Source organism: Achromobacter dolens, assembly GCF_902859745.1.
GTDB classification, from domain to species: Bacteria; Pseudomonadota; Gammaproteobacteria; order Burkholderiales; family Burkholderiaceae_B; genus Achromobacter; species Achromobacter dolens.
Window position 1 is genome coordinate 1 of record NZ_CADIJW010000096.1, and the last position, 6,207, is coordinate 6,207.

Below are 6,207 nucleotides of genomic sequence, written 5' to 3' on the forward strand. Positions count from 1 at the left end.
CGCGCTGGCGGCGCGCCAGCCGCCCAGCGCCGCCAGCGCGCCGCCGGCGGCCAGCCCCTGCACGAAGCGGCGGCGGGTGGGAATAGGGAAGGTTTTCATGAGGGATCCGCGGCGGCGTTATTGCACCGACACCGCGCCCTTCATGCCGGCGGCGTAGTGGCCGGGCTCCAGGCAGCCGAAGGACACGGTGCCGGCGCGGTCGAACTTCCAGACGATCTGGCCGCTCTTGCCGCCGTCCAGCGACACGGCGTTGGCCTCTTCGTGGCGCATGCCGGGGTCCTTCATCATCATGGCGTAGTGGGCCTGCAGGTCGGCGTCGCTGCCCAGCACCATTTCATGGCGGATGCGGCCCGAGTTGCGCACGTTGAAGCGCACGGTCTCGCCGGCCTTGACCTGCACCTGCGCCGGCGTGAAGCGCATGGCGTCGGTCATGTCGATGTCGATGCTGCGGGTGACGCGGGCGGCGTCGCCGGGCGTGCCGATGGGGGCGGAGGCCGCCGGCATGGCGTGGCCGGCGTGTTCGCCATGGGCGCCGGCCGCGAAGGCGGTGCCGGTGCCGAGCAGGGCGGCCAGGGCCGTGATCTGGGTGATGCGGAGCAAAGTGCCGTTCATGCTGTTCCCTTGATGGGGGTTGACCATGAGGGGCACTTTAGGAAAACCGGGGTGACCCGGTTCTGTCGCGAAGATTACTTCTTTGTAATGTGGCCGCCGGCGGTGTTCGGGTCCGACCCGCGCAGGGTGATGCCGACTACGGTGCCGCCGGGGCCGGAGGCCGCGTCGACCTCGCCGCCGTGCATGCGGGCGATGGCGCGCACGATCGCCAGGCCCAGCCCGTGACCCTCGCTGCGCGGCGCGCGCGCCTGGCCCGAGCGGAAGAAGCGGTCGAAGATGCGCGGCAGGTCGGCCTCGGGGATCGGCACGCCGGGGTTGCGCACCTCGACCCGCGCGCCGGCCGGCCGCGGCTGGCAGGCCAGCACGATCTCGCCGCCGCGCGGCGTGGCCTTGATGGCGTTGGAGATCAGGTTGGCCAGCGCGCGGCGCACCAGCCCCGGATTGGCGGCGACGACGGCGTCGCCGTCGCAACGCAACGTGACGCCCCTGTCTTCCAGCGCCGCCTCGTAGAAGTCGGCGACGCGCCGGGCTTCGGCGGCCAGTGATACCGGCGCCAGGTCGGCGGCGCGTTCGCCACGGTCGGCGCGCGCCAGGAACAGCATGTCGTTGACCAGCGTTTTCAGGTCTTCCAGCGTCTCCAGGTTGGATTCCAGCGCATCGCGCAACTCGGCCGCGTCGCGGCCGCTGGACAGGGTCACCTGGGTGCCGTTGATCAGCGTGGCCAGCGGCGTGCGCAGCTCGTGCGCGACGTCGGCGTTGAAGCCTTCCATCTGCTGGTAGGCGGCCTGCAGGCGCTCCAGCGTGCGGTTGAACGACAGCACCAGCTCGTGCAGCTCGCGGTCGGTGTCGCGTAGCGGCAGGCGCACGGCCAGGTTGTCGGGCTGGATGCGGGCGGCCTGTTCCGACAGCCGCCGGGTGGGCGCCATGCTGCGGCGCACGGCCCAGGCCGCCAGGACCACCGTGGCGCCCACCCACAGCGCGCAGATCAACGCCAGCGCCGTGCCGTAGGCGTACAGGAATTGCGAGCTGGTGCGGGTGCTGACCGCCACCGTCAGGTGCGCGCCCGGCAGGATGCGGTCGTCGACCGCGACGCGCAGGCCGCGCATGCGGCTGCCGTCGGCCAGTTGCAGCAGCACCTGCCGGCCGGGCAGCGTCTGCAGCGTCTCGGGCGCATCGCCGCCGTAGACCGGATGGCCTTGCGCATCGACGATCCAGATGCCTAGCTGGCTCTGGCCGGTGCGCATGTCGTCGAACGTGGCGGCCAGGTCGTGCAGGCCGCGCGCGTTGTTCTGCATGTCAATCAGGTGGTTGATGAGCTCCAGCTTGCCGCTGACCTCGGTGATCTCCTGGCGTTCGACCTCGCGCTTGAGGGCCCAGAACAGGGTGGCGCCGGCCAGGCTGGAGACCAGCAGGGCGATGGCGCCCAGCAGCAGGGTCAGGCGCGCCTGCATCGAGCGCACGCGCGGAGCTTTCATTCGCGCGCCGGCTCCGGCCGCGATTCGAGCACGTAGCCCATGCCGCGCACGGTGTGCAGCAGCTTGGCCTCGAACGGGTCGTCCAGCTTGCTGCGCAGGCGCCGCACGGCCACGTCGATGACGTTGGTGTCGCTGTCGAAGTTCATGTCCCAGACCTGTTCGGCCAGCGTGGTGCGCGACAGCACCTGGCCCTGGCGCCGCAGCAGCAGGGCCAGCAGGTTGAATTCCTTGGCGGTCAGGTCCAGGCGGCGGCCGCCGCGCGCGGCCTTGCGGCGCGCCAGGTCCAGTTCCAGGTCGGCCAGGCGTAACACGGTGGGCTCCTGCGAACGGCCGCGCCGCAGCAGGGCCTGCACGCGCGCCAGCAGCTCGGAGAAGGCGAAAGGCTTGACCAGGTAGTCGTCGGCGCCGCCTTCGAGTCCGCGCACGCGGTCCTCGACGGCGTCGCGCGCGGTCAGCATCAGGATCGGGGTGTCCTTGGTGGCGCGCACCGCGGCCAGGATGCCGAAGCCGTCCACGCCGGGCAGCATCACGTCCAGCACGATCAGGTCGTGGGCGCCTTCCAGCGCCAGGTGCAGGCCGTTGACGCCGTCGCGCGCCAGGTCGACGACGTGGCTTTGCTCCGACAACCCTTTCTTGAGGTAATCGGCCAGCTTGGGTTCGTCTTCGATGACCAGGATGCGCATGGCGGGAAATTTACCATCCGCGCCGCGATTGCGGCGCGGATCCTGCCCGCTGCGCGCGTTGCGCGTGTAGCGTTCAGGCGGACGGATCGACGGCGATGCGGTCGGGCGGGAAGCGCAGCGCGAACACGCTGCCCTTGCCGGGTTCGCTGGTGATGAGCAGTTCGGCGTCGTGGCGCATGGCGATGTGCTTGGTGATCGCCAGCCCCAGCCCGGTGCCGCCGACGGCGCGCGAGCGGCCGCGGTCGACGCGGTAAAAGCGTTCGGTCAGGCGCGGGATATGGCGGGCGGGAATGCCGATGCCGGTGTCCTGCACGCTGTAGCGGCCGCTGCCATCGGCCTCGCGTTCCCAGCGCACGGTGATGGTGCCGCCGTCGGGCGTGTAGCGCACGGCGTTGGTCAACAGGTTCGACAGCGCCGAGGTCAGCTCGGTCTCGGCGCCCAGCACGTCGAGCGTTTCGTCGATGTGCCATTCGATGACATGGCGCCCGCCGGACAGGGCCTCGATCTGCTGGCGCGCCTTCTGCAGCAGCGCGCCCATGTTGACCGCGCGCGGGTCGCTGCCCGGCGACGATTCCAGCGTCGACAGCGTCAGCAGATCCTCGACGATGGCCTGCATGCGCTGGGCCTGCTCGTGCATCATATCCAGGTACTGCGCGCGCTGCTCGGGCGGCAGGGCGTCGGCGGGCATGTCGCGCAGCGTTTCCAGGAAGCCGGCCAGCACCGTCAGCGGCGTGCGCAGTTCGTGCGAGACGTTGGCGACGAAGTCGCGGCGCGTGGTTTCCAGGCGCTCGATCTGGGTGACGTCGCGGGTGATGAGCAGGCGCTGGTTGCTGGCGTAGGCCGTCAGTTGCATCATCATCAGCCGTTCCTGGCCGTTCTGGCCCAGGCGCACCAGGATCGGGTCGGGCCACGAGGAACGGTGGGCGTACTCGACGAATTCCGGCGCGCGCAGCAGGTTCAGCAGGTTGTGGCCGCGGTCGGCCGGCAGGCGCAGGCCCAGGTGCTGGCGCGCCATGCGGTTGCACCAGTCGATCTGGAAGTCTTCATTGAGCGTGACCGCGCCGTCGGGCAGGGCCTGGGCGGCCGCCAGCATGCCCTGCATGGTGTCGCGTGTCTCGGCCAGCTCGCGGGCGCGGGCCCGGGTGTAGCGGTAGAGGGGGGCGAGGATATCGTCCCAGGGGCCGACCGAGGCGGGCGGCGAGGTGTCGGGATGCCTGGCCCAGTGCGACACCAGGTGCAGGCGCCAACTTCGCCACAGCAGCATGGTGGCCAGCGCGGCGCTGAACAGCACCCAACCGGCCGGATCTCCAATGAGCCATTGCGCCAATAGCGCGATCGCCGCCCACAGGGCGACCAGGATAAGGGTGCGCAGCCAGATCATCGTGCGGGAGTTTTACCGCGCCGGGACCTGTGCCGTAAACCGGTAGCCGCTGCCGCGCACCGTTTCCACATGGGCGTCGTGGCCGCTGGGCTCCAGCGCCTTGCGCAGCCGGCGGATATGCACGTCGACGGTGCGTTCCTCGACGAAGACATGATCGCCCCAGACCTGGTCCAGCAGTTGCGAGCGCGAGAACACGCGTTCCGGGTGGGTCATGAAGAAGTGCAGCAGGCGGAATTCGGTGGGGCCGATCTGCAGCGACTGGCTGTTGCCCGACAGGCGGTGCGTGACGGGGTCCAGCTTGAGGCCGCCGACGTCGATCACGTCGTCGGTCAGTTGCGGCGCGCGGCGGCGCAGCACGGCCTTGATGCGGGCCATCAGCTCCTTGGGCGAGAAGGGCTTGGTGATGTAGTCGTCGGCGCCGGCTTCGAGGCCGTCGACCTTGTCCTGCTCGGAACCCTTGGCGGTCAGCATGATGACCGGCACGGCGCGGGTGCGCTCGTCGTTGCGCAGCTTGCGCGCCATGGCCAGGCCGGAGGTGCCGGGCAGCATCCAGTCCAGCAGGATCAGGTCGGGCAGTTCGGCGCGGATCAGCGTCTGGGCCTGGTCGGCGTCGAAGGCGCGCAGCACTTTATGGCCGGCGAAGGACAGGTTGACGGCGATCAGTTCCTGGATTGCGGGTTCGTCTTCGACGACGAGGATGGTGCTGGACATGGCGAATAGGGCACGCTTCGGAGCGCCGGCGCGGCGCGAACATTGCGATAGTATGGCCGCAATATTTCAGGTATGTGACCGCACGGTGCCTTGCGCCGCCCGCGGGCGGCATCCGGCGGGCCCCGATAGGCTACCATTGGACGATATATCGGGAATTCACCATGCAAAACCCCTCCGAATCGCAACATTCCGCGGATTCCGCGTCCCAATCGACGCATTTCGGCTTCCAATCGGTGCCGGAAAGCGAAAAAGCCCGCAAAGTCGCCGAAGTCTTCCATTCGGTGGCGCAGCGCTACGACATCATGAACGATTTCATGTCGGCCGGCCTGCACCGCGTCTGGAAGGCCTTCACCATCGGCCGCGCCGCCATCCGCCCCGGCATGAAGGTGCTGGACATCGCCGGCGGCACCGGCGACCTGGCCAAGGCTTTCGCCAAGCGCGCCGGCCCCACCGGCGAGGTCTGGCTGACCGACATCAACGATTCCATGCTGCGGGTCGGCCGCGACCGCCTGGCCGACGCCGGCCTACTGGTGCCCACGGCCGTCTGTGACGCCGAGCGCCTGCCGTTCCCGACGGGGTATTTCGACCGCGTCAGCGTGGCTTTCGGCCTGCGCAACATGACCCACAAGGACCGCGCGCTGGCCGAGATGACCCGCGTGCTCAAGCCGGGCGGCAAGCTGCTGGTGCTGGAATTCTCCCGCATCGCCAAGCCGCTGGCGCCGGCCTACGACTGGTACTCCTTCAACGTGCTGCCCTGGCTGGGCAAGACCGTGGCCAAGGACGAGGCCAGCTACCGCTACCTGGCGGAATCGATCCGCATGCACCCCGACCAGGAAACCCTGGCGAACATGCTGCGCACCGCCGGCCTGGAGCGGGTGGAGTACTTCAACCTGACGGCCGGCATCGCCGCCCTGCATGAGGGCGTGCGCCTGGGCTGACCTGCCCTGGGTCCGATACGGCTTTTCTTTGCCCCGGGGGGAACTTGTGGGGCGACGGCTTGTCCGTTATTCTTACGTCATTCAGATTATTGTAAGAAAGTCGCGCTGAACGGCCGCACGATCCGTGCGGCTTTCCGCTGCTCGGGGCAGCGGGAAGCGCGGGTACGAGGGAGCAAATCCATGACCAAATTCTGTTTCTCGCGGTTTGTCGCCGCGGCGCTCATCGCCATCTCCGGCGCTGCGCTGGTGACGGCGTCGTTTGACGCCGAAGCCCGCCGCGCCGGCGGCGGCAGCAGCGTCGGCCGCCAATCCTCCAATGTGACCCAGCAGCGCCAGGCGACCACGCCGCCGACCGCCGCCAGCAACACCGCGGGCGCCACCGCGGCGCCGGCCGCCGGCGCCGCCAC

General features: G+C 69.5%; 7 protein-coding genes and 1 pseudogene. 2 read left to right on the forward strand and 6 right to left on the reverse strand.

What is annotated here, in order from left to right; translation table 11 throughout:
- The 6 genes from HV783_RS29025 to phoB all read right to left on the reverse strand — a co-directional run.
- A partial coding sequence (locus tag HV783_RS29025) for a twin-arginine translocation signal domain-containing protein (RefSeq protein WP_159070546.1) occupies positions 1-99 on the reverse strand: 99 nt, incomplete at its 3' end.
- A gap of 18 nt (positions 100-117) precedes the next feature.
- Complete coding sequence (locus tag HV783_RS29030; RefSeq protein WP_049070935.1) at positions 118-612, reverse strand: cupredoxin domain-containing protein; 495 nt, start codon at positions 610-612, stop codon at positions 118-120.
- 74 nt (positions 613-686) lie between these two features.
- Entirely contained in the window at positions 687-2,087 is a 1,401-nt protein-coding gene (locus tag HV783_RS29035) for a heavy metal sensor histidine kinase (RefSeq protein ID WP_175190330.1), read from the reverse strand.
- Positions 2,084-2,770 (reverse strand): heavy metal response regulator transcription factor, encoded by a 687-nt coding sequence (locus HV783_RS29040; protein WP_175190331.1) that lies wholly within the window; start codon positions 2,768-2,770, stop codon positions 2,084-2,086. The genes HV783_RS29035 and HV783_RS29040 overlap by 4 nt, the downstream gene beginning before the upstream one ends.
- A gap of 73 nt (positions 2,771-2,843) precedes the next feature.
- Positions 2,844-4,151: a phosphate regulon sensor histidine kinase PhoR gene (gene phoR / locus HV783_RS29045; RefSeq protein WP_054503329.1), complete on the reverse strand. Its 1,308-nt coding sequence runs from the start codon at positions 4,149-4,151 to the stop codon at positions 2,844-2,846.
- Between the two features lie 12 nt (positions 4,152-4,163).
- Entirely contained in the window at positions 4,164-4,862 is a 699-nt protein-coding gene (gene phoB, locus HV783_RS29050; RefSeq protein WP_006386862.1) for a phosphate regulon transcriptional regulator PhoB, read from the reverse strand.
- Between the two features lie 161 nt (positions 4,863-5,023).
- Between phoB and ubiE the strand changes: the two genes are divergently transcribed.
- Together ubiE and HV783_RS29060 are read left to right on the forward strand one after the other, a co-directional pair.
- Positions 5,024-5,800: a bifunctional demethylmenaquinone methyltransferase/2-methoxy-6-polyprenyl-1,4-benzoquinol methylase UbiE gene (gene ubiE / locus HV783_RS29055; RefSeq protein ID WP_175190332.1), complete on the forward strand. Its 777-nt coding sequence runs from the start codon at positions 5,024-5,026 to the stop codon at positions 5,798-5,800.
- A 180-nt stretch (positions 5,801-5,980) separates the two neighbouring features.
- Positions 5,981-6,207: pseudogene (locus HV783_RS29060) on the forward strand (Tim44 domain-containing protein); the annotation flags it as partial.